Below are 24004 nucleotides of genomic sequence, written 5' to 3' on the forward strand. Positions count from 1 at the left end.
AACCTCAGTTGGGCAGCGAGACTTTGCGCTCGACGAAGCGTCCGGCTTTTTCAATCGCAAAGTTGATAAGGAAGAAGACAAGTCCGGCAAAGAAATAGAGTTCGAGACTAAGATATGTGCGGGAGATCACCTGCTGCGTCGCCAGCAATAACTCGACCACGCCGATGACCGAGAGCAGCGTCGAAGCTTTCACAATTTCAGTGGCAGTGGTCACCCAGGTAGGCAGGATCATTCGAAGTGCCTGTGGAAGGAGCACTGAGAAGAACGTTCCAAAAAATGTCAGTCCCACAGATTTCGCTGCCTCAGTCTGACCCTTGGGGATGGTCTTCAGGGCGCCTTGCACGATTTCTCCGACATGCGATGAGCAGAATAGTGTGAGCGCGAAGACACCTGCTTGAAAGGCTGAAAGCTGAATTCCTACGATCGATAGAATATAGAAACAGGCAAGAATCAGTACGAAGACCGGCGTGCCACGCAGGAAATCGGAATATAGGCGTACGACGAACCGTAAGACTCTGTTTCCATATGAGAGAATCAGTCCGACGCCGACGCCGAGGGGCGTGCCCAGCAGGATCGACACAGCTGAAATTAGGATTGTATTGCCAAAGCCATCTAGAAGCGGCCAACGCGCCGACCAGATGGCATCAAGGGCTTGCATTATATCCATTCGGACACCTATTTCGGGATCGCCAGACGGTTTTCGGTACGCCGCAGAATTGCGGCAATGATTGAGCAGGCGATAACATACATAAGGCTTGCGACCAGCCAAGTCTCGATGACACGGAAAGTCTCCACGTTGATCTTGCGGGCGTAGAAAGTAAGCTCAGGAACGGCAATGACCGCAGCGAGCGAGGTATCCTTGAACAGAGAAATGAAGTTATTGCCGAGCGCAGGCAGAACGCGACGGAACATGACCGGAATTGTGATTAAAATCTTGGTTCGGAACTCGGTCAATCCGACTGTCAGCCCGGCCTCTCGAAGCCCTGGGGGCAACGAGACGAGGCCAGAACGAAAGACCTCGGTTAAGTAAGCACCTGAGTAGACCGAAAGCGTGACGATGAAGCTTTCAATTTTGCCAAGGTTAATACCGAACTCAGGCAGGGCGAAGAAGGTAAAGAGGATTAACACTAGGATCGGCGTGTTTCGAAATACCGAGACATAGACTGTTGCAGCCCACCGGATGAGCCTTTTTTTCGATAGCATCGCAAAGGCTAAACACAGCCCGATCAGACAACCGATCGCGATGGATATCACGGCTAATACCAACCCCAGCCCCAAGCCGGAGAGCAAGATGTCAAAGTCTCGCCACACCGCTGCAAAATTGAAATCGTAGTCCATAAATCGCCCCAGGATGTCTTGTGTTATTTATACTCGATCGGAAAACCGATCTGGGGCGGGTCGAGCTGCACGCCGAACCACTCTTCAAAGGAAGCCGCGTAGGTGTTGAATTCAACACCTGTCATAGCTTCGTGCAGAACCGAATTCACGAAGTTCAGCCAGCGTTGCTCGCCGGGCTTGACAGCGCAGCTATAGCTTTGGGGATTCCAGCCGTATCCAGCGTCGGAAAAGCGATCCGGATTCTGTGTCATGTACCATCTCAATGACGACTGGTCAGTTGCTGCTGCATCAGCGCGGCCCGAATTCAGCGCTTGGTACATCAGATCGACGCTATCGTACTGGTCGACCGTAGCCTCGGGCAGGGCGGCATGCACCATTTCCTCAGCATAAACGTTCTGCAGTACCGATACTGTGATGTCACTACCACCCGCCTTAAGCGCGTCGTAATCGGCGTATTCGCCGTCTGCCATCAGCATCAGGCCCACGCCTTCACGATAATAGGGGATCGTGAACTCAACTTGCTGTGCGCGGCCGGCTGTCACTGTCATGAATTGGCAGGCCACATCAACCTTGTCGGTCGCGAGGTTTGGGATTCGCGCATCGCCAGATTGGTTGACGAATTCGATCGCCTCGGAATCATCGAACAAGCCTTTGGCGATCAGCCGAAGCATGTCGACGTCGAATCCCACGAGATCATTATTGGCATCCATGAAGTGCCAGGGTGAATTGGTGCTTCCGGTTCCCGCAATTAGATATCCGCGGTCGAGAACATCCTGAAGTTTATCGGCCTGAGCTGCGCTGGCAAATACGCAACAGGCGAACGCAGCGGTACCGAGTTGGGTTAGGGGTTTGAACATGATTATGAGTCTCCTTGTTGGAATATTTCGTTATATTAGATTTTGATATATTCCGGTATATTGGAAGGCAGATTATAATTACAGATTCAAGTTAGTATTGGTTGTCTGAGCTTGTCAACTGTTTTTTTTGATGTGCGCGTACTGAATTGCTCCGACTGTCAAGTCCGAAAGCATATGGTTTTAAGCAACTATCTAAGCCTCTCTCGCAGCTGAAAAGCGCCGCCCTGACATTGCTGTCTCAGCGTTCGGCATGGACGTCGGGGCGCACTTGGCTAAGACTATTGAGCTCCTGCTGCGCCGGGTTAGCTAGTCTACTTCTAGTGTCTGTTCGACAATGTTTAGCGTATATGCGTCGCAGAGAATTAACCTTAGTATGACTGCCAGTTTTCAGAATTCTGTAGAGAATACGAAGGTTTTTTTAAACTTTGGATCACTAAACGCCCGCTCTTGGCCGATTAAAGAGTGTTAACTTATATTGGTAGAGTTGCTAGCGCGGGTGGTGGTCCAATTAATGATCGTCAATCCTAGTAATGATTAATATCATTCTGCGAGGTTGAGATGGGGAATGGTTTAATTTTTTTATTATTGTTTTTACATCATTGCAGGTAGTAGTGTTGTAGCTGTATTGGTAACAATTTATTTTAAAAGATAAGCGATAAGCGATAAGCGATAAGCGATAAGCGATAAGCGATAAGCGATAAGCGATAAGCGATAAGCGATAAGCGATAAGCGATAAGCGATAAGTGATTTATTTATTTGAAGTTTATAGGTAATTGTTACAGCTAGGGTCAAGTGAATTATATGCTTATCCTAGGTGCTTCTGAAGTTGGGGAGAAGGAGGATTATATTTTTAAGAACGGCGATTGGTTTGATTTTATTGCCATGTTAGAAAAAATGACTCGATTGAATGAAAGATTTTGAAAGATATGGGGTTCGAAAAAAGTATGGAAGACTTTCATGATCGAGTTGCATCAAAGAAAACAGGCGGAGCCAAAGTTTTGGAAAGTGCTTGGCAATGGTGGCCTGACCTCCATAGACTATTGTAGTGAATGAGGAAAATTATTATGGATGATTATCAGTTTATAACTCTAATGCGCGAATCCAGGAACAGTTGCACTGCCCTCAATTTTTTCCGCGCGACGGTATCTCAGCGAAGCTTTTGTACGACGCACCGTGTGCGTGCCATACATTGACGCATCTAGACCTATTTTCAGTGACCTATGTTCACAATACGGGCATATTGGCGCGTTGAAAGATGCTTTGTGCTATTGATCCGGCTGGGAAACAAGAAATCTTCGCTCTGGAGCTGAGTAAGCTGTATCCAGTCGATAATAGCGATGCGAATTTGCTCGGTAATTTTGAACTGGACAGGTCTATGTGTCTTTTGCTGCATCACAATGGCTCGTGGAAATATGCACGCGCCATGGGCTATAAACCCGAACTCATAAATTGACGAGGTCACCAACCCCACTACTCGTCGCCCGTAAATTTTGCAACAGAACCCTAACAGGTGCTTTGGCGCGGCTTGATGATGTCAGATGCTGCGAGGCGTCGGTCAGCCTCATCGATTAGCGCATCGAACGTCGCCAAAACAATATTGCGTAGCCACCGGGTGGCGGGGTCACCATCAAGTTCTGATTTCCACATCACCCGAAAAGACACGTCAGGCAAGGGTTCGGGAGGCTCAAATACCTGAATATCTTCACCCTGCGCGCCTCCCAGTAGACAAAGCGCGACAAAATTACCCAGCATGTCGGTATTGTTTAAGACCGCACCAATGCCTGACCAACTGGCAGCGTGTAACCCAATCCGGCGTTTCAGACCTAAGCTGTCGAGCCGCTCTTCTACGGTTCCATGTGTTGCACCTGGAGTGCGCACAACGACATGAGGCCAGCTCATCCAACTTTCCGTTGTCCAGTCATTTGAAACTGGGTGTCCATGACGAGCGAAGACATAGCGTTTTAATGGGGGGAGAGCCTTAGCCTTCAATCCTGCCGGGAGAGGGAAGTTTGCGTTCCCAAAGGCAATGTCTATTTCGCCACTGACGATCTGACCCATGGTCTCCTTTGACAGGGGCTGCCATGCAAGGCCGGAGTCTGGTGCTTCTCTGTGCATCCTTCGGACAACTTCTGTGGCCACAATGTCCAAACCGGGGCCGGCTATTTTGAAAATACGTGTGCTTTTCGAGGGATCAAATTCCGCTGGCGGCTGCACTGCGCGTTCAATCCGGGCGAGGATCGGCTGTATCTCTTGGTAAAGTGCGAGAGCCCTTGGACTGGGCTGCATAATTCCACCAACACGAACCAAAAGCGGATCACCAAGCTGGTCGCGCAACCGACCTAAAGCATGGCTGACTGCCGAAGGCGTACGGCCGAGTTGTTCTGCGGCCCGATTGACACTGCCCTCATCCATCAACACACGGAAGACCAAAAGCAGGTTCAGGTCCAGGTTTCTAATCTGAATTTCATTCATGCTAAATGAATACTATTTGCTTTTATGACACGGAATTCCCAGCATAATGGCCCCGTATCGGTCAAAGATCAATATGCAGCTGAAAGGAATTCACGATGGCACTCTCGCTACCAAACGCAAAGACTCTATTTGTTGATACTGGCCCAAGACTGATGCTTGGAGGCATCTTCCTGATCGGCGCAATTGATGGGTTTTGGTACATATTTACGGGATCGCATCTCATCCACCCACCAACATCAGTAGATGGTCTGGCTTTTGAAGCCGCTCTCAAAGAGGTTGGATTTTTCTGGCCTTTGATGAAAATTATCGAACTGATCGGCGCTTCGTTGTTGCTGAGCAATCGAGCGCCTGCACTAGGGTTGGCATTGCTTGCGCCTGTGATGGCGGTGATTGTGGCGTTTCATATGATGTTGAATCCCGCCGGACTGCCGCTCGCTGCCATCTTGGTGGCAACCGGCGGAATGACCCTTTGGGTTCAGTTTGACCGTTTCAAACCGCTGACAGCTTCTGGAACACCTAAGCATCCGACCAACGACGCCGACGGCCAGTATCCGTGACCGGGAGAACTTCTATCTGGGGCCTGAAGCTGTGGCCTGCCATAGCTTCAGGCTCTTATACCCAGACGACTAAAACCGTGAGGCGTTCATGGTGTGGCTCTCCAGGGGTGGAGAGGAAAGAATGGCTCAGACCATGCCTGGTGCTGAGCACACTACATAGCACAGGTCGACCCAAAGCAGTCATCTATACAGCCTTACTGGTTCACTTTTCATTACACTTGTCATTGATTAAGCGCTAATAATCGTAACACCAGCTGCGGCAAGTGGATTCGTCAATGAAACATCGGTACTTTTCTCAACAATAATTGTACTAGCGAGGGAGAGGTCACCGATCATGTACTGTGATGCGGCGTTAAGTTTATCCGATGATGCGAGTACCACCGTCTCGGCAGCATGAGCCGCGAGCGCGCGCTTCATATAAGCCTCTTCAAGATCTCCTGTGCTCAAACCGGCAGAAGCGTGCACGCCGGTCACGCCCATAAAGTAGACATCAGCACGAATGTGGGAGAGCGCTTCTATCGCCGCCGTGCCCACGGTAACGATAGAGTGCTTGAAAAGCTTCCCGCCAATAAGAATGACCTCAATTTTAGGGTGACCAACCAGCTCAACAGCAATGCTGGGGCTATGAGTAACGACTGTAGCTACTAGCTCTTTAGGTAGTTGTCGTGCCATTTCTACTGCTGTAGTACCGCCGTCTAGTATCACTACTTGACCATGGGTCACCATCTTGGCTGCGACTCCGGCGACGGCGCGTTTGGTCACCGACTCGATCGACTGTCGGTGAGTGAAGTCAGCTACTGCAGGCGAGGCGGGTAGTGCGCCGCCATGGACACGCTGTAAAAGCCCTTCGCTAGAGAGCTCCCGCAGATCACGTCTAATCGTATCCTCCGAGACGCCAAATGTTTCGCTCAATGCCTTGGAAATGACTTGGCCATCGCGTTGGAGCTGGGCCAAGATTTCGCTTTTCCTCTGACGTGTCAGCATACGTACCTCGTTATACACGAAATAGCTTGATAATGCACGATAATGCATACTAAGCTGAATTTCATCATAATGCCAAAGAGAAAGGAAATGAATGCGACCGAGAACCGGGTCAGAATCATCGAAACTAAAGTGTTGTCCGATGATTGGTACGTGTTGAAGAAAACGACCTTCGACTATCTTCGCCATGACAACGTATGGCAGCGGCAGAGCCGTGAAACCTATGATCGCGGCAATGGTGCTACCATTTTGCTATTCAACCGCGAACGACACACTGTCGTGCTGACGCGTCAGTTCCGTTTCCCCGCATTCGTCAATGGCCATGATGGCATGTTGATTGAGGCCGCTGCAGGTTTGCTTGATGATGCTTCGCCCGAGGAACGTATACGTGCCGAGGTGGAGGAGGAAACTGGCTATCGTATTCAGCATGTTGAAAAGGTTTTTGAAGCTTTTATGAGCCCTGGATCGGTCACTGAAAAGCTCTACTTCTTCATTGCAAATTACGATGCGGAATTAAGAATAGGCAAAGGAGGTGGTCTGAAAGAAGAGGGGGAGGACATAGAAGTACTGGAGTTGCCTTTAGCAAAGGCTTTGCAGTTGATTCAGGAAGGGATAATTGTCGATGGGAAAACCATTATGTTGCTACAGCATGTGGCCCTGCGACTAGGTAACTAATGGCCTGGCTAACGGTGACGTCCCGGATTGGTTTTCAAGAAAAGCATCCGTCTACTATCTATCGCAGAAGTCGAGCTACGTAATAAACCAACCGGCACGGCCCCTGTCGGCGGTCGTTGCCTGTCAGTGGGGCGGATCATCTCCAGCGTTATACCAACACATCCTAAACGTCCGATCCTGGCCGGACAACGACGGCCCGAAATAGGCCGTCGTTTATCCTCATCAAACTTCTGTCTGTTCTGCCATTTCCAACGCGTCATCTACCTCTATCCCTAGATACCTGACGGTGCTTTCCAGCTTCGTGTGACCCAGGAGTAGTTGCACTGCCCTCAGGTTTTCGTGCGACGGTATATCAGCGAAGCTTTTGTACGGAGCATCCTGTGCGTGCCATACATTGACGCATCTAGACGTATTTCGGTGATCCAGGCTTTCACAATACGGGCATATTGGCGCGTTGAAAGATGCTTTGCGCGATTGATTCGGCTGGGAAACAAGAAATCCTCACTCCGGAGCTGAGCCAGCTGTATCCAGTCGATAATAGCGATACGAGTCTGCTCGGTAATTTCGAACTGGACGGGCCTATGTGTCTTTTGCTGCATCACAATGGCTCGTGGGGATATGCACTCACCATGAGCTATATCCCGTATTCGTAAATTGACGAGGTCGCAGCCTAGTAATTTGCTATCGATGGCTAAATTGAAGAGGGCGAGGTCTCTCGTCTTTTTGGCAAGCTGTAGGCGAACACGTATGGCCCAGATATCTTGAAGACGCAGAGGCGCCTTCTGCCCAACTAACCTGCCTTTATTCCAAGGTGTAGGTGTACAGGAGACACTCCAGTCAAAACGTTCATGGCATGTTCCTCCATCAGGTGGAGGTCAAAGAATGGCTCAATTCATGCTCGTCATGTGCTAAGGTTAATTTACAGTCGGGGCTCGACCCAGAGCGGAAGTTTCGAAAAATTTCGATTGGAACGGTTCGATATAGAGCTTTAGAAACAACTAAGAGGCGAGCGAACACTGTGCAATCTCTAAAAGTCAAAATGAAAATGCCGACATGATGTGGAAGGTTAATCTTGTGCACTGGAATGACTCCCTCCATGTCAGAACGGTATTAGATGAAACAATGAGCAGCATAGTCAAAAATAATAATAAAAATTGACTGAACATCCTGTTTTCGTAGTGCTTAATGGATCGCCCCAAGTTTTGTAGACACTGCCTAGTCTTATGCTTTGGGTGTAAGTGTTTGTCTGAGTGAGAAAATATAATTCTGAGATAGGTTTGTTTCATCTAAAGTGCGGTGTTACATCAGCATTAAATCATTGTTCGCTCATGGCAGATTGAAGAAAATTAACCTACGCTTGTGGGGCGGGTGGGGTAGCTGGTGACTCAAAGTTGTTAGGTTGGAAAAGGTATTGTGCATGTAATGCAACTTTCCCGATGAACGATATTGTTTGGTTTGGCTATATATGATTTAAGTATATTAGAGGCTAATGTGGCTGATTATAACCTTATTGAAGGCGCTTACACATTTAAGGCGATATGTGACAACAATTTCTGATTGATAATATAATCATAAGTAGTTGAAGTTGTACTGGATTAGACAGCACAAAAGGAGATGATCCATGCAAAAGACTTACTATTCGGCGACTACATTTCTAACCCTTTCAATTAATCGGCACTTATATGAAGGCAAGCACTATGTATATGTCGCCGAGAGTTTTTATCCTTACGGAAAGAGTAATCCCAAGTCGTCTAATCCGCTGCTGATCTACATGGATCTCTACCAACCATGGCAGGATCGCGATGAACATGACAAGTTTTTTCTCCAACACCGGCTAGCTGTTAGGAAAGGTGTTTTGGCAAAGGAAAAAGACGGAACAGTTTTACCCCGGATCGCTAACGATCTAAGAAGAGTCGCTGATCGGGTAATACTTGAGTTTTTCTACCCAGTAGTCTATCGAGTGAATTTCGATGTGAGTACTGCTGGGAGAGCTGGAGTAACCGTAGCTGGTTCGGGACTAAAGGGTTCAAGCGAATTCTTGATCCCAGATCTGAACGAGACTGAGTACGAACTGCTGTTCAACGACAATTATACCCACCATTTCGATAAACTCCGAGAGCCATGCGGCTACTTTGGGAGCAAAGCCGACGCCGTAATTGAGCTTTTAAAGTGGAGTCCCTAACGATGGAATTTATCTCTCTTCCCTTGCACTATTTTTCACAGCTGAAGAACCCTAGTGATTTTCACAACTACGTTGATGGATTGGCGCTGATGGACGACCTGCTTTGCACATACGATAGAGAAACCACGTTCGCCAATGTATCTTCCCGAAGACAATCAAGGGCGATCAGCCGGAGATCTAGCTCTAATTCAGGAACGAATTTCGGAATGCCTGGAGGCGTTAGAATCTCCTAATCTCAAAGAAAATCTTGCTATCAATTTCGAACGCGCTACAGCTCTCTACTGTAAAGGAGTGGACTCTTCAAACCAGATACAGCTGTTTCTTGCTGCACTACTTTATCTCTACGCGGATGTCATTCACCCAGCTATATATCCAGAAAAACAAAACTGATCTTTTAAAGTAGTAAAGTGGTTGAACGCGCTCGCTTTACACTTTACATCCGGAATTTCTAAAAGTCCGCTCCTGGTTGATAACTGAATCGTGGGATATGATACGCCTGCTTGCTAAGCGACTATTTGCCTTCCAGAGCGCTCCAAAAGGCTGAGCCATATACTTAGATTCCGAGAGTAGTGACCCGGAATGGCAGACTGGTGTGAATGTAATCAGCTCCTGTTAATTGTCCAGGTGGCTGGGCAACATACACTGTGTTGCTCAGCTCTGCTTGAGCCAAGTTATTCTGTGCCCGAACTGCTCTCTTCCGGCTCTACCTGCCCACGCCGCTGAAGCCAGTGCATCACGATCCAGCACAGTGCTGCCCAGCTTGCCCCGGCCGTCCAGCCGGCAAGTACATCGGTCGGCCAATGGACGCCGAGATAGACGCGGCTTATGCCCACCAGCAGGGTCAACAATATCGCCAGTATCAAAAGGTAAGCCTTTAGCCTCAGCGCGGGCTGCACGCGAATGAGTAGCGCTGCCAGGGTGAGGTAGGTCACGGCAGACATCATTGAGTGGCCGCTGGGAAAACTCGCGGTGTAGACCATGGCTTCATGAGGCACGAGATCCGGGCGAGGGCGATCGAAGCCCATCTTCATCACAGTGCTGAGTAGTATGCCGCCGGGCACCGCAATTGAGGCAAAGAGAGCCGCGCGGTAGTGTCTGGCAAGTAACAGGTAGCCCAGGGCGCCCAATGTGATGAGTACCAGCACGCCGACACCGCCCAGTGCGGTAAAGTCCGGCCCATTTCCTCAACCCAGCCCGGCCCGATCGGGTCGCTAAGATCTGCGGGGTTGCGAAGGGCGAGCAGTAGGCTCTCATCGATGCTACGGGTGTCCCCCTCGATAACTTCGTCGGCCAGCGCGATGAACCCCCAAATCCCACCGGAAAGTACCGCGACGCATAGCAGCATCGCCAGTTCGTAGCGGCCGAGCCGAGCCAGCAGGGAAAAGCTATGGCGTCCAAATTGTCCAAGTTTTCCATGGTGCTTCATTTGCAACTCCCTTGCTTTGATAAGTGATACGCAACGTCGATTCTGACGGTTTTATTGTGCCAGTGTTATCAATAGCGCGGAAAACCGCTTACTTCTATAGCAGGATGACGTTTTGTCAGGGGACATTTAGCAGGATAGTCAGGCATTGTCGCCGAAGGTCTTGCCCCAGTCGCGGGGGCTGACTTGGTGGCGCTGCCTGAAATGTTGCCGAAACGAAGTTGCCGTGTGAAAGCCGCTTTTTTCCGCAATGGCTTCTACCGACAAGGAGGTGGTTTCCAACAGCTCGCGCCCGCGCCGTAAACGCTCGTTTACCAGCCACTCTACGACCGTCATGCCGGTGGCCTTATGAAAATGGCGCGTAAAGGTTTGCCGACTCATGGCCGTTCGGGCGGCGAGTTCGTCGATAGTGTGCGAGGAGGCCAGATGTTCGCGCAGGTAGTCGAGCAGGCGATTGATATGGGCATCCTGGGTGGAGACGGCAACCGGTTGTTCAATGAACTGTGCCTGCCCACCTTCCCGATGCGGCGGAACCACCATTACGCGGGCAATCTTGTTGGCGATCTGCGCGCCGTAATACTGGCGCACCAGGAACAAGCAGCAATCCAGGCCAGCGGCCGTGCCCGCCGAGGTCACCAGCCGATCCTCCTCAACGTAGAGCGCATTGGTGTCCAGCTTGACCTTTGGGAATCGGGCTCTGAAGTCCTGCTCAGCAATCCAGTGCGTTGATGCCCGCCTGCCATCAAGCCGCCCGGCATAGGCTTAGGGCATAGGTGCCGTAACAGAGCCCCACCACATGGGCGCCCCGGTCATGACAGCGGACGAACGCCGCAACCAACTCGGGTGGCGGGGCTTCGTTCAGGTCATGCCAGCCAGGCACCACCGCAATATCCACACTATCGAGCAGCTCCAGACCGCCGTCGGGTCTTACCGTCACTACTTGCTCGCTTTCTGGCGGCTCTCCCGGCATTGCTACGATGGAGAGATCGAACAAAGGGTGCTCGGAATAGCCCTGCGAGATGTGGCCACCTCATTGCCGCCTTCAATGCACCACGGATGGAGGGCGGTATTTGGGAGCCGGGTCATCCATGTAGGATTCCCGCTCGAATCGACGTGCAGGAGCTGAGCAGAATGGGTGCTCTCGCAGTTTTTGATCTTAGCGCCAGAGCTGACGCTAAGGTGGTATTCTAAAAACTCACTTGTGAACGGAGTTAACTCAAAGACTGCTTCTGGACGATATCTGAAGGAATACAATTCGGTCGTTTCTTAATATGCGGCGCCTTGCCCTCCCTAACGCTCTATGAAGAAGGTTATGCGTAAAGAATTTCCGTAAACTTTTCTATGCATTGGAATGGTGGGGACATGACTCTTCATCATCGACAGCCAGGCTGGACTAATCATCTTAGGAGTCTCGTGTTGGGCTTGTCCTGACTAATCTGTGTCACTAAACTTTCCCACCCCTTACCACCATCCGCTTGGGGCCATACCGTGGAGCGCCTTTTCATTTCTGGGATCCTTGGTTCAGGACGTCCTAATGAAAACGTCATGAAGAAGATCGGTGAAACGTGGAAAGCCTGGAGAATCAAGGGCCATGTTTTTGTCTCAGAGAAGCTTTCTCATCATTGGCAAGCGCTGGACGACTTCGAAGGAGCAGAGTGCCAGCGCAGGTGAACAACCGCGACGCTTTCAGGGGGTTGCATAGTTTGAACTCTAAAGCTTATAGCGCTATGACGCGAAATGCATTCAGGTCGGGAGGATATTCTGGTTGATACGGAAGAGGTTTGTCGGATCGAACTTCTTCTTGAGCGCCACCAGCCGCTCATAGCTCGCTCCATAGGCGAAGGCAGTGCGGTCAGCTTCATCTCCGGTCAGAAAGTTGACGTAGGCACCTCCACTGGCATAAGGCTGTGACCGGTTGAAGAATTCACGCGCCCAGGCAATGCAGCGTTCATCCTCTACGGCCGTCTCCCAACGAGCATGCACGTTCATCACATAATTAGCATCACGGTTCGAGTACGCCATCGCTTCGGGTTGCACTCGGCCTGTTTGACCGCCTATCGTGGCAATAAAAATCTCGCACTGTGAAGACGGTAGGGCACCAGCGTATTCGATGATAGCATCGATCGGCTCTTCTTCCAGCGTCGAGAAATTATGAGACTTCCAGTAGTTGCGTGCCCCTGGCGTTAACAGTGGGTCGAACGCTTTTGCCAGTCGATATATGGCTGCACACCGATATGCTCGCCGTATGCGTTACCAAACCTTCTAAGCGGTTCGATGTGTTTCTCGCCTTCTAAGGGTCGCCTGCGTAGCAAATGGCAAGAGCGACAATCTCTTTCCCGTGTACTGCCTCGGCCAGGAAAGGCAAGGGGGGCGCCTTGCGCGTCACCATCCACACGTTGAGTTCGTCTGGCATCGTCTGCGTGAAGCGGGCGAACTGTGTGATGATCGATTTTGCTTCGTCGAAGGGAAAGACGATAAGACCGCATAGAACATTCGGGCCTACCGGATGCAATTGGTACTCGAAACGGGTAACGATACCGAAGTTACCGCCTCCACCGCGAAGCCCCCAGAAAAGGTCGTCGTTTTCCGATTCACTGGCATGCAACTGTTGGCCATCGGCGGTAATGACGTCCATGCCAAGCAGGTTGTCGATGGTCATGCCGTACTTTCGGCTTAGCCAACCGAATCCTCCTCCCAAGGTCAGACCGGCCACACCCGTGGTGGAGTTGATGCCCAGTGGGGTAGCAAGACCATACGCTTGGGCAGAGGCATCGAAGTCCGCCAGGGTGCAACCTGGCTCGACGTATCCAAGGTGAAGTTCTGGATCAATGCCTACTCTCTTCATTTGCGAGAGGTCGATCATAACGCCATCGTCGCAGGCAGAGGTGCCTGCAATGTTGTGACCACCGCCGCGCACGGAGAAAGGGAGATCGTGCCGGCGTACGAAGTTTAAGGACTGAACAACATCGTCAGGTGAAGTGCAACAGGCAATCATGGAGGGTCTGCGATCAATCATGGCATTCCATATCTGACGCGCTTCCTCGTATTGTTTATCTTCTGGAAGAATCACGCTTCCTGAAAAATTGGTTTTGAACTCCTCTATTGCGGTTTGTGAAAGTTGGTTCATGACGAACACCTTGAGGTATGCCCAGGGCAAGATTCATACGAGGGGCCGCCGGGCGGGTAAGTGAGGAAAACTACCAAGCTGGCGATTATCCCCAATCTTCACAGCGACCCTTTGATTGGTATTTCGTCAGTGGATAAACACAGTATAGGGAGGTCTGTCAAGAGTTGCTCTTTTTTCTTCGAACGATCCATTAATCATCATGGTCTGACCACGGTTGATTATTGATAAGTGGTTATGGTGTTTTTTGATAGATGCAGACCTTGCCTGCAAGATTTTGGTTAATTTCGACCCACCAACTTGCTCTTGTTATTGAAACGTCAAGGCTTTCTTGAAGTTAGCTCCTGGCCGATAACAATCCCTCCCTCCAAAGCCCCAAGCTTCCACGAGAAGCTGGTTTCACCAATAGCTAATCCTCTCTCCATCACTTCCTCGACCCATTCCACCCACGTCTCGGTAAGGCGTTGGCCAAGCCTCAGCGTGTGCCAGGGAGCGCGCTGGACGGGCGTGAACGTCTCTGGGTTGCTAAACCACTCTCGTTCTATGGCAGCGTAGGTCGTTAGGCGTTCCTTGAGCTGGCGGTGGCGTTCTGCCGCTGATAGGTCACTTTAGACCGATTCATCTGCTTTCGTTGTGGGTGTTAGTAGCTCTTGCCGTTGCAGTGGTGGCTATCCTCAAGGGCAGGATAGAGCAGCATCGCAGTTGGATGGTTGGCGCCTATCTGGGGCTAGTCGGTGCTTTTGTTGGTTCCCTGGCGCTGGGACGCTGGATCGCCGCTCAGCTGGGTATGTGCTGATGGTTAAAAGCAAGAATGATAGCTAGAGCCGCTTAGCTTCTAGCAGAGCACTCCAATCATTGTTGAGCTTATGCTAACTTAGCATTAACAACCTGTGAGGTAGCTTTCCATGTCTATTGAAATCTGGTTCGCCTTTGCCCTTGCGTCCGTGGCGTTGCTCGCCATCCCTGGGCCAACGATTTTGACCGTGGTCAGCTACTCTATTGCCCAAGGCAGGCGCGCCAATATTCCGCTTGTCGCTGCGGTGGCATTGGGTGATTCAACGGCGCTGCTCTTTTCACTGCTTGGCCTGGGGCGGTGTTAGCCACTTCGGCATTTTGGTTCACCGTGATCAAGTGGATCGGCGGTTTATACCTTCTCTATATGGGCATCAAACTATTGCGTGCCGGTATATCCTCTGTGCAGCGGTAACACCGGCGGTATCAGGTTCGCGCTGGAAGCTTTTCACCAATACCTATCTCGTTACTGCGCTCAACCCGAAGGGCATTATCTTCTTCGTCGCCTTTTTGCCGCAATTCGTCAGCCCGAACGCCGATGCTGGGCAACAATTGTGGATACTTGCGATCACGTTTGTGGCGTTGGCAACGCTGAATGCCACTCTTTACGCCGTATTCGCAACGTCGGTGCGCAAGATGCTGGCATCGCGTCGTGCCCAGCGTCGCTTCAACTTGGTTGGCGGAACGTTACTCTCTTCAGCGGGTGTCTGGGCGCTGCTTGCTAAGCGGCCTGTATAAGCAAAAGACGGTAAATTGGATGTGTTCGTATCGGGAGACAACTGTGAGTGAAACCCTTCAAGAACTGCTAGCGGAACTTGAGCAATTTGGCCAACAAAACGATGCTGCCATTTCTGAACGCCAAGACGAATGCTGAATATCACTCGTGATACGGGTGAGTTTTTATCGGTGCTTGTTCAAGCAACCAATGCCCAGCGAGTGCTGGAAATTGGCACCTCGAATGGGTACTCCACCTTGTGGCTGGCCCAGGCAGTTCAGAGGGTTGGTGGGCACGTTACCACTGTTGAGCTTTCCGAATACAAGCTTGAGATGGCCGCGAGAAATTTTGAGCGCTCAGGTCTCTCTAAGGTCATTACTCAGCAGCGAGGGGAGGCGGGTGGGCTTCTTGAGAGCCTGGACGATGCCTGTTTCGATCTGCTCTTTTTAGACTCAAAGCGCTCTGATTATGTGCATTGGTGGCCGAATATCCAGCGAGTTTTACGCAAGGGCGGACTGCTTGTGGTGGATAACGCCACTTCCCATGCAGATGAAATGGCTGATTTTATGGCGCTGGTATCGGCAGACTCCAAGTTCACTACTTGCACTGTACCCGTTGGCAATGGCGAGTTTCTGGCAACGCGGTGCGGGTAACGCCTGCTTAGCGTTAAAGGCGCCCTAGCTGATTCAGAAAGCGGAAGTCGATTTTTCATCAGTGAACCTAAACCGTCAGAATATAAATGGAATAAACCATGATCAGAGATGCCGTAGAGGGTGATTCGGAAGCCATAGCGCACATTTATAACCACTACATCGAAAATACCGCTATTTCATTTGAAGAAAAGCCAGTATTGGGTTCAGACATTCAAGGCCGGATTGAAAACGTTCAGGGGCCGGTTTGCCTTGGGTAGTGGCAGTGGAAGATGATGCTGTGGTGGGCTATGCCTACGCTACCAAATGGAAAGAGAGAAGCGCCTATCGATTTTCAGTTGAAGTCAGCGTCTACCTTTCCAATCAGGCGCACGGTAGGGGCTTGGGCGCAAAGCTGTACGAAACGCTCTTTTCCACGCTCACAGAGTGCGGTATTCATGCGGTGATGGGCGGTATCACGCTTCCCAATCCGGCCAGCGTTGCACTGCATGAAAAAATGGGTATGAAAAAAGTAGCCCATTTTGAAAAGGTCGGGTTCAAGTTCGATCAGTGGCACGACGTTGGCTACTGGCAGCTAAGCTTGAATACCTGATTGTGACTCGATACACAAAAATTAAGGCTGATGTGAGTGGGTAAGCATGGACAGTATTGCCGCTTCTAGGCGTGTAGCCATTGGGTAAAGTGCAAACTTGTACTGTTAATGACGAGCTTCGAGGCAAGTATGACAATCACTGAAATTAAACGCCCACAAGAGCTGTCGCGCTTACGTCGCCTTGCTCTGGCTGCGCAAGGTTTGCTGCAGAATAAGCCTTATGGACGTGGCTTAGTCGGGGCTCGTGAAGCGATTAACCACCTGGGTTATGTTCAGATAGACACCATATCTGTGGTGGAACGAGCCCATCATCATGTTATTCACTCCCGAGTACCTGGGTTTGAGCCACACATGTTGAACCAGCTGTTGATCAATAAAGACATTTTTGAGTATTGGTCGCACGCGGCTGCATTTTTACCCATTACCGATTTTCGCTTTTCCTTGCCCTACAAAAACGCTATCAAAAGTGGGCAAACGCATTGGTTTAGATCACCTGATAAAAAGCTCATGGGAGAGTTGTTGGCTCGCATACGTTCAGATGGCCCGCTGCGGTCTCGAGATGTAGGGACTAGCAGCATCAAACGTGCAGGCTGGTGGGACTGGAAGCCCGCCAAAAAGGCACTTGAACAGCTGTATATGCAAGGCGATCTGATGGTCAGCGACCGCGACGGCTTTCAAAAGACATATGATCTAACCGAGCGGGTATTGCCATCCAACGTAAATTTAAAGATGCCCTCCATGGAGGAGTATGCGGCGCACCTTGTAGACCAACAATTGCGCTGTCATGGGTTTGCTTCACTCAAAGGACTGACCTATTTGCGCCGAAATGCAGAATTACGCAAAGCTGTGAATGCCCTGGTAAATGAAAGGTTGGCACAGGGCGATTTAGAGAGAGTGAAAGTGAGCAGTGGCGATGTATTTATATTGGAAAGGGGAGCGCTCGAACGCCCTCTTCCGTTTTGAAAGAGCGAATGTTGATTCTTTCCCCTTCGACAACAGTGTCATTCAGCGGAGCGGCTCAGGGCGCTGTTTCAATACGACTATCAGCTGGAATGTTATGTGCCCGAAGCCAAGCGTCAGTATGGTTACTTTTGCCTGCCGCTACTTTATCGCGATGCATTTGTTGGCCGGATGGATTGTAAAGTCCATCGCAAAACCAGTCACTTAGAGATCAAGAACTTATATTTCGAGCCACACCCTTTTGATGAACATAGAGTCGTTACTGCTTTTGTGGAAGCCATCGTTCAGTTTTGTCATTTTCAAAAATCTGACTCCGTCTCTTTGAATGCAGTCCAACCTGAACACCTGACTCAGCGGTTGCGCAGCGCGTTAAAACCCCTGGGGTGAAAGGATCTAGGCAGGGGGGGTATCTAAGCTAGGCGTTGCTATTGGAAAAATTTTCCTCGGAGCCATGGCTTCAGGTACATGAATGTGTTGAATGACCGTTTCTAGCCGAATCAAAAACTTTCCTCCATATTAACAACGGGCAGATGACGGCCTGCTGACGTAGATACGTTAGCTGCTATATTAGCGATAACGCTTAAGCGAGAGGATTGCACCAATGACAGGGACAAATAATAAACCATCACGATAGCATTGTTGAGTGATAACCGGGTAAAGGTGCTCTTGGTCATCGCGATTATTGCGGTGGTCTGGGCCGTGGTGGCGCACACCATTGCTGGGTCGCGGGGAGACAGTATGGATGCGCTCGAAGCGCGTCTGGCTGAAACTGAGCGGGAGCATCAACAGATTCAGGCGGAGATGTCTGAGGTTGAAGCCGCGGAGCTTGATTTAGCAACACTGCAGCAGAGAATGAGCGCCCTTGAGGTTGAGCAAGCTGATGCTGAAGCCGAGCTAGCTTCGACGCGAGCAGATATTTCCCACGCTGAAGAAGATTTGAAGGCTTTACGGGGCGAGCGTGAAACCCGCGAAGAAGAAGTGGAGACCCTCAATGAGCAGGTCGACGAACGGAAGAGCAGCCTTGAAGAGCTGAATGAGAACTACGCCGAGGTAGAAAAAGAGAAAGAAGAGGCCGAAGCCGCCCGCGATGCCGCTCAACAGTCTCGTCAAGACGCAGAAGACGCTCGCAGCGAGGCTGAAGCAGACCTTGAAGCGCTCAACGCCGAGATTGAAGAAGCCGAAGCCGCCAGCGATACCGTGCAACAGGCTCGTCAAGAGGCAGAAGATGCCCGCAGTCAGGTTGAAGCTGACCTTGAAGCGCTAAATACTCAGATAGAAGAGGCCAATAACCAACTTTCAGCGGTCGGTGATCGGGTAAGTGAGTTAGAAACAACGCGTGATGCGCTCACCGTTGAAATCACTTCGCTCGAAGTGATGCGCGACGAAGCGCAAACGCCTGAGTGATTTACAGCCTTAACGAATAATACCTCGCAGCGAAGAACTCTAGACGTGTCTCCCCGTTACTTTAACGGGGAGGTTCTAGACGATATCTACTGTTCCGCCAAGGAGTGGTAGGTTCGCTAGAGCTTCATACCGAGTTGGATTATGTCCGCCTATTTGTGGCCTACGATTACGACCGGCACCTTGGGCTGGGTAGCGTTGATGAACGCGACGAGCGCCACGCCTGCGAAGCGCCTTACACTCTACTGCACGTTTCTTAATCCAGGCGATACTATCCGATGCATCGGCGATTTCTGTTACCTCTTTTTTTTGATGTTGCTGGCCTCTTTGGCTGGCTGCGGGGAAACGCCCATCGGGCGCTCCCAATTGGCGTTAGTACCGAACGCGTTAATGGCTGACATGGGGGAAGATGCCTTTAATCAGCTGCGCAATAGCCAGCCGATCAATCGCGATACGCAGGCTAATCAGTTGGTGCAGTGCGTGGCTGAAAAAGTGGTGGCTGGCGCTAAGGCGAGCTACCCAGGGCTCGCTTTCCCTGAACGCTGGGAAGTGGTGGTATTTGAGGATGCTTCCCCCAATGCGTTTGCTCTGCCGGGTGGACGCATCGGGGTGCATAGCGGGCTACTGCGAGTGGCCGAGACGCCAGCCCAGCTAGCGGCGGTGATTGGGCACGAGGTGGGGCATGTGTTGGCGGATCATGGCAATGAGCGGCTTACCCAGCAGCTTGGCATTAAAGCCGTGTTATTGGTGGTGGGGTTATTAGGGGAAGAGGAATTTGGCAACCAGCAATTGATGCAGGCTTTGGGTATCGGTGCCCAGTTGGGCATTAGCCTGCCTTTCAGCCGCACCCATGAGGAGGAGGCCGATTTGATGGGCTTGGAAATTATGGCCCGTGCGGGGTTTGACCCGCAGCAGAGCGTGACCCTGTGGCGCAACATGGCTGCTAGCGGTGGTGGTCAGCCCCCTGAATTTCTTTCTACGCATCCTGCCCATGAATCGCGCATTCGGGCATTACAGCAAGGGCTGGAAAAGGCCACGGCCAGCTATCGTACGGTTACGCCTGCTGAATGTTGAGGTGAGTGGCATCGCGTTATTGATAAAATAAGAAAAATTGCCACGTGACGTCGGGAGTGTGGGGCTGTGCCATTACAGAAACAACAGTATCAGGTGCATGGGTTAACCGGGCAGTTTTGCGATGCCAGCCGTGAGTTGATGTATCGCCGCTCTATCCAGGAAAGCGTGCGGCTTGAGTTTAGCTTTGCTGTGAGCGTTGCGGCATGTGTCTTTGGCATGTTCGCGATTGCGGATTACTACCTGCTGGGCCTTACCAGGGAGTTCTATCTGCTGCTTACCATGCGAATAGTGGTGGTGAGCATTTGCCTGTTGGTGGCACTCGTTGTGCGGCGCTGGGGTGGCAATGATTACCGTGCTTGGTTGCACGCCTTACCGCTGTGGGTATTTGCCACGGGCATTATATTGATTGTCCCCCTACGACCCGAAAGCCTCCCCACTCAAATCACCGCGGTGGTGGTGGCTACCATGGCGTTTTATCTTCTGATTCCCAATCCGCTAACAGTCGTGACAGCGGCCAGCCTCTATTTAAATATTGGCTTTTTAGTGGCTGCGGTGCTGTTCGCAAGTCTTGCCCCGATAGCGACGCTACTGGTCGCACTGTTGCTGATTATGGGCAGCGTTGTAGGGTTTTTCGCCCTGCTGCGCTTGGAATGCCTGCAGCGTAAGCAATATGCACTGCTTCAAGAAGAGCGAGAGAATAACCACCAGTTACACAAAGAGATCGCGCACCGAAAATCACTGGAAGAACAGCTGAGGGTAGTCGCTGAGCAGGACGCGCTGACCAGCCTGAATAATCGCGGCCATTTTATAAAACTGGCTAAAGATCTGTTGCAGCACTCGCAAACCCACAAGGTGCCATTCAGCCTGTTTATGATCGATGTGGATCACTTCAAACAAATTAACGACACCTGGGGGCATAGCCATGGGGATTGGGTGCTAACCAAGATTGCCGAAGTCTGTGCAGAATCGCTGCGCCCAACGGATGTGATAGGACGTTTTGGTGGTGAAGAGTTTGTTGTCGCACTCCCAGACACCAGCTCGAGCGATGCGCAAATGGTAGCAGAGCGTTTGAAAAAGAAGGTGGCTGAACTTTCGTTAACAGAAGAGATGGGCAAACTGCGCCCAAGCGTCACCGTTGGCGTGGCGGCTACCGATTCAGAGGAAGCCGATCTGGAGTCTTTAATTAAACGAGCGGATGAGATGCTTTATGTTGGCAAACGCGCTGGGAGGAACCAAGTCGTCGTCTGCAGCGATGTCGTCGAAGCACCAGATTCACCCGTTGGCAGCAAGTAGCGCTTTCCTATGCCCCCATCACTGCTGCTAATGCTCGCCGACACCCTTCTAATTCTCCACGTGCTGTTTGTGGCCTTCGTGGTGTTAGGCCTGGTCGCCATTTACGCAGGCTACTTCTTCAGCTGGCGGTGGGTTCGCAATAGAACCTTTCGTATCATGCATCTATGCGCCATAGGTTATGTGGTGGTTCAGGCTTGGCTTGGCGTGGTTTGCCCGTTAACCACCTGGGAAATGGCGCTGAGGGCAGAGGCAGGCGCCGTCACCTATTCGGGCTCGTTTATTCAGTACTGGCTGCACAGCCTGCTCTATTTCACTTTGCCAGAGTGGGTGTTTGTGGTGGTGTACACGCTATTCGGTAGCCTGGTGTTGGCCAGTTGGTTTGTGGTGAAGCCGCGTCAGCACTCTTCCTAGAAAATGGGCGTGTACTAAACTTTGCGTATCACACTGTGCTTGGGAGCGAATCCATGCGGCACCTATACCTAATGCGGCACGCCAAGGCTAAACAGCCCAGTGGCGATATGACCGACCACCAACGGCCGTTGCGAAAGCGTGGTAAACGTCAGGCAGCGGCGATGGCGCATGTGCTGCAGCACTGGCAAGCGTTAGAAGGGGGGATTTACGCCAGTACAGCGGTTCGCACGCGGGAAACCTTCGACGAGATCGCAGCGCAACTGCCTGATCGTACCCTGGTCAATCAGGTTCACTTCGATGAAGACCTTTACACGTTCGATGGTGGCGGGCTGCAGGCATGGCTCGAATCGCTGCCGAATGAAGCCGAAAGGGTGCTGGTGATTGGGCATAACCCGGCGCTGCATGATCTGGCTCGTTGGCTCGACAAGACCGCGCCGCATTCACTGCCCACCGGGAGCGTGCTGCATTTCACGCTGTCCGGCTCTTCCTGGGAAAGCGTGAGGCAGGGCGGAGCCAAGCTGGCAGGGTGCCAGACCCCGGAAGCGGCCAGTTATCCTCTTTTTCAGCGCCTTGCCCCCCGACCACCCAAACGCAATAACGACACTACCAGCCGCATTCGTGACATGCTGGAGCACCAGTATCAGATGATCCGTACCTTGGAAGCTGGTGTCATCGCAGGTGTTGATCCTGAGTTCCTGCACCAGTACCGGGTCAATCTGCGTCGTAGCCGGGCAGTGGGTGAATCCGTGCGCGCCATTACCCGAGTGCCTGGCCTGAAAAAGATGCTTAAGCGGCTCAAGCAACGTGCCCAGGCTACCAGTGACCTGCGTGATATTGATGTGTTTCTGGAGGATATAGCCAAGACGCCCCCGCCGCTCACTTCTGGTAGTCGCCAGGGATTGATGCAGTGGCTCCAGGCTTGCCAGCGGGAGCGCCACCAGGCGCTATGTCAGCAGTTAAATGCACCGGCGTATGCTGAAGAGATGGAGGCATGGCAGCACTTTATCGCTTCCGATGACGTTGGTAAGGCACTTTCGAAACTTACGCCAAAGCGTATCCGTACGGTACTGAATGAGCGTATCGCACGCCACGATGAAGACCTGGCGGCACTCTCGCTGGATACCCATGACACCGGGTTCCATGAACTGCGTAAGGGCGTGAAGCGGATTCGTTACCTGGCTGATCTGAATCCAGAGACCCCTGAGCCGTTTCTATCTCAATTGAAGCACCGCCAGCGCCTGCTCGGCGAGTATCAAGACCTGTGTTCCCGTCAGGCCTGGCTGGATGCCTTTGGCGCAAGCCCCGATAACGACCCGCAGCAACAGCAGGAGTGTGTTCAGGGGCGCGATTCGTTAGAGAAGCCGAAGCTTGTGCTGCGCAAGGAAGTATTGGCGTTGGAACCTCTGGCCAACGTGTCCCCGTAACAACGTAATCAGGTAGCCTTGCCGCCAATCGTTACGCGATATATGATTCGTATATGCTTCATATTCGTTTCATATATTGGGTGGTGTGATGGGTATCGTTAAGATCAATGATCAGTTGCATGAGGATATTCGCAAAGCCAGCTCGGTGATGGTGCGCTCTATCAATGCCCAGGCTGAGTATTGGATAAAGGTGGGCATGCTTGCCGAGGCCAATCCGGGCATGACCTTCTCTGACATCATGCGTGAGCAAATGAAGCAAGCCGACGTTGAAGTAAGGAAGGTGGCCGGTGAGTGAGCTGACGCTAAAAAGCGAGGAGGAGTTGCGTTTGATGCGGGAAGCCGGACGGCTACTCGGATTGGTGTTCAGTCATCTCGACCATCGGATAGCGCCCGGCGTATCCACCATGGCTATTAACGATTGGGCCGAGCGCTATATCGTCGATCAATTGCAGGCTCGACCGGCCAGTAAGGGGCAATACGATTACCAGTACGTATTGAATGCCTCAGTCAACCACGTGGTGTGCCATGGCATTCCATCCGAGAAGCAAATACTCAAAACAGGCGATATCGTCAATGTCGACATTACCCTGGAGAAAGACGGCTTTATTGCTGACTCCAGCAAGATGTATCTGATTGGCGATGTGACTCCCTATGCCAAGCGACTGGTCGATAAAACCTACGAGGCCATGTGGCAAGGAATACACGCGGTCAAGCCAGGTGTGACAGGTGGGTGATGTAGGCTACGCAATTCAGCAATATGCCGAAAAACACGGATACTCTGTCGTTCGTGAGTATTGCGGCCATGGAGTAGGTCGCGAAATGCATGAAGAGCCGCAAGTGCTGCATTACGGGAAGAGAGGCAGAGGCCTGGCGTTGAAAGAAGGGATGGTGTTTACCATCGAGCCCATGATTAATCAGGGCAGGGCCAAGATAAAAACCAAGCGGGATGGCTGGGCGGTGGTGACCAGTGACAAGAAATTGTCTGCTCAGTGGGAGCATACGGTAGCGGTCACATCCTCTGGTTTCGAAGTGCTAACACTCCGCGATGACGAGTGCCTCCCTACTGAGATTAACCCATAACGG

At 51.4% G+C, this 24004-nt stretch carries 30 protein-coding genes and 2 pseudogenes; 19 read left to right on the forward strand and 13 right to left on the reverse strand.

The window, feature by feature from the left end:
- Positions 1–4: 4 nt before the first annotated feature.
- The 4 genes from FDY98_RS09990 to FDY98_RS10005 all read right to left on the reverse strand — a co-directional run bounded on the left by FDY98_RS09990 (position 5) and on the right by FDY98_RS10005 (position 4667).
- Entirely contained in the window at positions 5–667 is a 663-nt protein-coding gene (locus FDY98_RS09990) for an amino acid ABC transporter permease (RefSeq protein WP_027959181.1), read from the reverse strand.
- An 8-nt stretch (positions 668–675) separates the two neighbouring features.
- On the reverse strand, positions 676–1338 hold the full coding sequence (locus FDY98_RS09995; protein WP_027959182.1) for an amino acid ABC transporter permease: 663 nt from the start codon (positions 1336–1338) through the stop codon (positions 676–678).
- A 23-nt stretch (positions 1339–1361) separates the two neighbouring features.
- On the reverse strand, positions 1362–2195 hold the full coding sequence (locus FDY98_RS10000) for a transporter substrate-binding domain-containing protein (protein ID WP_035537439.1): 834 nt from the start codon (positions 2193–2195) through the stop codon (positions 1362–1364).
- 1503 nt (positions 2196–3698) lie between these two features.
- A complete protein-coding gene (locus FDY98_RS10005) occupies positions 3699–4667 on the reverse strand; it encodes a LysR family transcriptional regulator (RefSeq protein WP_051430446.1) in 969 nt (322 codons plus the stop codon).
- Between the two features lie 95 nt (positions 4668–4762).
- Here FDY98_RS10005 and FDY98_RS10010 point away from each other — a divergent pair, with 95 nt between their 5' ends.
- Entirely contained in the window at positions 4763–5224 is a 462-nt protein-coding gene (locus tag FDY98_RS10010) for a hypothetical protein (RefSeq protein WP_051430445.1), read from the forward strand.
- A gap of 228 nt (positions 5225–5452) precedes the next feature.
- Here FDY98_RS10010 and FDY98_RS10015 read toward each other — a convergent pair whose 3' ends face one another.
- The gene (locus tag FDY98_RS10015) at positions 5453–6208 is read right to left on the reverse strand and encodes a DeoR/GlpR family DNA-binding transcription regulator (RefSeq protein WP_027959185.1); all 756 of its coding nucleotides are present in this window, start codon (positions 6206–6208) and stop codon (positions 5453–5455) included.
- A gap of 87 nt (positions 6209–6295) precedes the next feature.
- Here FDY98_RS10015 and FDY98_RS10020 point away from each other — a divergent pair, with 87 nt between their 5' ends.
- Entirely contained in the window at positions 6296–6880 is a 585-nt protein-coding gene (locus tag FDY98_RS10020; protein ID WP_027959186.1) for an NUDIX domain-containing protein, read from the forward strand.
- Positions 6881–7209: 329 nt separating this feature from the next.
- Here FDY98_RS10020 and FDY98_RS10025 read toward each other — a convergent pair whose 3' ends face one another.
- A complete protein-coding gene (locus tag FDY98_RS10025; RefSeq protein ID WP_442905631.1) occupies positions 7210–7653 on the reverse strand; it encodes a tyrosine-type recombinase/integrase in 444 nt (147 codons plus the stop codon).
- 848 nt (positions 7654–8501) lie between these two features.
- On the opposite strand from FDY98_RS10025, the gene FDY98_RS10030 reads away from it, so the two are divergent.
- Entirely contained in the window at positions 8502–9062 is a 561-nt protein-coding gene (locus FDY98_RS10030) for a hypothetical protein (RefSeq protein WP_027959187.1), read from the forward strand.
- Positions 9063–9733: 671 nt separating this feature from the next.
- Here the strand turns inward: FDY98_RS10030 and FDY98_RS27670 are convergent.
- From FDY98_RS27670 to FDY98_RS26080, 4 genes are all read right to left on the reverse strand, one after another.
- Positions 9734–10093, reverse strand: coding sequence for a phosphatase PAP2 family protein (locus tag FDY98_RS27670; protein ID WP_340146460.1), 360 nt, complete (start codon positions 10091–10093; stop codon positions 9734–9736).
- On the reverse strand, positions 10093–10488 hold the full coding sequence (locus tag FDY98_RS27675) for a hypothetical protein (protein WP_340146461.1): 396 nt from the start codon (positions 10486–10488) through the stop codon (positions 10093–10095). Before FDY98_RS27675 ends, FDY98_RS27670 begins: the two co-directional genes overlap by 1 nt.
- Before the next feature lie 138 nt (positions 10489–10626).
- Positions 10627–11121: a helix-turn-helix domain-containing protein gene (locus tag FDY98_RS26075; RefSeq protein ID WP_196517944.1), complete on the reverse strand. Its 495-nt coding sequence runs from the start codon at positions 11119–11121 to the stop codon at positions 10627–10629.
- Between the two features lie 106 nt (positions 11122–11227).
- Positions 11228–11479, reverse strand: a complete 252-nt coding sequence (locus FDY98_RS26080) for a hypothetical protein (RefSeq protein WP_196517946.1) — start codon at positions 11477–11479, stop codon at positions 11228–11230.
- A gap of 551 nt (positions 11480–12030) precedes the next feature.
- Here FDY98_RS26080 and FDY98_RS27680 point away from each other — a divergent pair.
- The gene (locus FDY98_RS27680) at positions 12031–12156 is read left to right on the forward strand and encodes a hypothetical protein (protein WP_340146462.1); all 126 of its coding nucleotides are present in this window, start codon (positions 12031–12033) and stop codon (positions 12154–12156) included.
- Positions 12157–12228: 72 nt separating this feature from the next.
- Here the strand turns inward: FDY98_RS27680 and FDY98_RS27685 are convergent, their stop codons facing one another.
- The 3 genes from FDY98_RS27685 to FDY98_RS10055 all read right to left on the reverse strand — a co-directional run bounded on the left by FDY98_RS27685 (position 12229) and on the right by FDY98_RS10055 (position 14154).
- Positions 12229–12522 carry a BBE domain-containing protein gene (locus FDY98_RS27685; protein ID WP_340146463.1) on the reverse strand — a complete coding sequence of 98 codons (294 nt, stop codon included), beginning with the start codon at positions 12520–12522 and terminating at the stop codon, positions 12229–12231.
- Positions 12523–12775: 253 nt separating this feature from the next.
- Positions 12776–13612 carry an FAD-binding oxidoreductase gene (locus tag FDY98_RS27690; protein ID WP_340146464.1) on the reverse strand — a complete coding sequence of 279 codons (837 nt, stop codon included), beginning with the start codon at positions 13610–13612 and terminating at the stop codon, positions 12776–12778.
- A gap of 317 nt (positions 13613–13929) precedes the next feature.
- The gene (locus FDY98_RS10055) at positions 13930–14154 is read right to left on the reverse strand and encodes a hypothetical protein (RefSeq protein WP_340146874.1); all 225 of its coding nucleotides are present in this window, start codon (positions 14152–14154) and stop codon (positions 13930–13932) included.
- 92 nt (positions 14155–14246) lie between these two features.
- On the opposite strand from FDY98_RS10055, the gene FDY98_RS10060 reads away from it, so the two are divergent.
- The 15 genes and pseudogenes from FDY98_RS10060 to map all read left to right on the forward strand — a co-directional run bounded on the left by FDY98_RS10060 (position 14247) and on the right by map (position 24001).
- A complete protein-coding gene (locus FDY98_RS10060) occupies positions 14247–14405 on the forward strand; it encodes a hypothetical protein (protein WP_340146875.1) in 159 nt (52 codons plus the stop codon).
- Between the two features lie 109 nt (positions 14406–14514).
- Positions 14515–14709, forward strand: a complete 195-nt coding sequence (locus tag FDY98_RS26085) for a hypothetical protein (RefSeq protein WP_196517948.1) — start codon at positions 14515–14517, stop codon at positions 14707–14709.
- Positions 14710–14732: 23 nt separating this feature from the next.
- A complete protein-coding gene (locus FDY98_RS27695; RefSeq protein WP_340146876.1) occupies positions 14733–14816 on the forward strand; it encodes a hypothetical protein in 84 nt (27 codons plus the stop codon).
- On the forward strand, positions 14798–15139 hold the full coding sequence (locus FDY98_RS10065) for a LysE family translocator (protein WP_340146877.1): 342 nt from the start codon (positions 14798–14800) through the stop codon (positions 15137–15139). Before FDY98_RS27695 ends, FDY98_RS10065 begins: the two co-directional genes overlap by 19 nt.
- Positions 15140–15268: 129 nt before the next feature.
- The gene (locus FDY98_RS10070) at positions 15269–15769 is read left to right on the forward strand and encodes an O-methyltransferase (protein WP_340146465.1); all 501 of its coding nucleotides are present in this window, start codon (positions 15269–15271) and stop codon (positions 15767–15769) included.
- A gap of 98 nt (positions 15770–15867) precedes the next feature.
- Positions 15868–16026: a GNAT family N-acetyltransferase gene (locus FDY98_RS27700; RefSeq protein WP_340146466.1), complete on the forward strand. Its 159-nt coding sequence runs from the start codon at positions 15868–15870 to the stop codon at positions 16024–16026.
- Positions 16014–16358: a GNAT family N-acetyltransferase gene (locus FDY98_RS10075; RefSeq protein ID WP_340146467.1), complete on the forward strand. Its 345-nt coding sequence runs from the start codon at positions 16014–16016 to the stop codon at positions 16356–16358. Before FDY98_RS27700 ends, FDY98_RS10075 begins: the two co-directional genes overlap by 13 nt.
- Positions 16359–16487: 129 nt before the next feature.
- Positions 16488–17705: pseudogene (locus FDY98_RS10080) on the forward strand (winged helix-turn-helix domain-containing protein).
- A gap of 252 nt (positions 17706–17957) precedes the next feature.
- Complete coding sequence (locus FDY98_RS10085; RefSeq protein ID WP_340146468.1) at positions 17958–18722, forward strand: hypothetical protein; 765 nt, start codon at positions 17958–17960, stop codon at positions 18720–18722.
- Between the two features lie 309 nt (positions 18723–19031).
- The gene (locus FDY98_RS10090; RefSeq protein WP_155705985.1) at positions 19032–19793 is read left to right on the forward strand and encodes a M48 family metallopeptidase; all 762 of its coding nucleotides are present in this window, start codon (positions 19032–19034) and stop codon (positions 19791–19793) included.
- Positions 19794–19859: 66 nt separating this feature from the next.
- The gene (locus tag FDY98_RS10095; RefSeq protein ID WP_027959196.1) at positions 19860–21086 is read left to right on the forward strand and encodes a GGDEF domain-containing protein; all 1227 of its coding nucleotides are present in this window, start codon (positions 19860–19862) and stop codon (positions 21084–21086) included.
- Between the two features lie 9 nt (positions 21087–21095).
- The gene (locus FDY98_RS10100) at positions 21096–21497 is read left to right on the forward strand and encodes a DUF2784 domain-containing protein (protein ID WP_027959197.1); all 402 of its coding nucleotides are present in this window, start codon (positions 21096–21098) and stop codon (positions 21495–21497) included.
- 53 nt (positions 21498–21550) lie between these two features.
- Entirely contained in the window at positions 21551–22921 is a 1371-nt protein-coding gene (locus tag FDY98_RS10105) for a CHAD domain-containing protein (RefSeq protein ID WP_051430443.1), read from the forward strand.
- A gap of 88 nt (positions 22922–23009) precedes the next feature.
- Positions 23010–23216: a ParD-like family protein gene (locus FDY98_RS10110; RefSeq protein WP_027959198.1), complete on the forward strand. Its 207-nt coding sequence runs from the start codon at positions 23010–23012 to the stop codon at positions 23214–23216.
- Positions 23209–24001, forward strand: a pseudogene (gene map / locus FDY98_RS10115) (type I methionyl aminopeptidase). Before FDY98_RS10110 ends, map begins: the two are co-directional and overlap by 8 nt.
- Positions 24002–24004 lie beyond the last annotated feature (3 nt).

Source organism: Halomonas sp. PA16-9, from assembly GCF_009728585.1.
GTDB lineage: Bacteria > Pseudomonadota > Gammaproteobacteria > Pseudomonadales > Halomonadaceae > Vreelandella > Vreelandella titanicae.